Source organism: Streptococcus mitis (assembly GCF_023109515.1).
In the GTDB taxonomy this organism is placed as follows: domain Bacteria; phylum Bacillota; class Bacilli; order Lactobacillales; family Streptococcaceae; genus Streptococcus; species Streptococcus mitis_CS.
This window is the reverse complement of sequence record NZ_JALDUM010000011.1, coordinates 1-886: the sequence shown is the minus strand read 5'-3', so window position 1 is coordinate 886 and position 886 is coordinate 1. Positions and strand designations below refer to the sequence as shown.

1 protein-coding gene is annotated in these 886 nt (G+C 35.1%); it reads left to right on the top strand.

Features of this window, described 5'->3' with window-relative positions:
- Positions 1-826: N-acetylmuramoyl-L-alanine amidase family protein (locus tag M1G05_RS09995; RefSeq protein ID WP_247953699.1), on the top strand; the 826-nt coding region annotated here is incomplete at its 5' end.
- Positions 827-886: the final 60 nt, after the last annotated feature.

The following is an 886-nucleotide window of genomic DNA, read 5'->3' as shown; positions in this document are numbered from 1 at the left end:
CAGTGGCGCTATGGCAACAGGATGGGCAACTGCAAATGGTCAATGGTCTTACTTTGAAAAATCAGGTGCTATGGTAGCAGATAGAGCTGTTCCAGCAAGCGATGGGGAAAGTTATGTCATTGGTAAGGATGGTTATATGTTAACCAAACTCCCTAGTCAGGTTGAACAAGATCCTTTTGATGATACAGTTATTACAGATATCGTTACTTTGTCTGATGGTTATGACTATCACCTTGTTCATAAGAAAGATGGAGTTGTTATCGAAAAGAATGCCTGGTATATCAAACCTATTGTTGAACGTTTTTCTTATCAAAAGATTGGCGATATAAAACGAAATACTTTAGATGCCATTACTGATAATAAAAAACCAGGGGAAGAAATTGATCCTAAAGCTGTCATAAAGAATTTCCAAAACTTACCAAATAAGTATTACTTTGGAGCAGATGGACGTAAGGTTGCGAATCTACCAGAATTCACTACTCACTTCCCTATTCAAAAAGTTGGGTCTGAACTTTATCTTAAAAACTCAAGTCCAGTTATTAGTCTAGATTCATCTGGATTGACAATTAATGACAATAAACTTTATCTAAGAGGTGCCAATGATGATAATGGTAAACTTGTAACTGGATATTTTACAATGTTTATGGACGGATTATTATCTAAAGATCACCATATTTTGGGCTATGCAGATGAATCTGGTGAAATCGTGAAGATGAAAGTTTTGCCTAATGATTTCCGTGATTATATTGAAAAAGGAATTTCCGGTTTTTATGGAGAAACTGTTAGATATGACAGTTCAACGGGCAATGTTTCTGTTGTGAAATAAACTATCTGACATAGTAAAAAGAAAAAAGCGAACAGTTTTGTTTACTAGGAAGTCATGTTC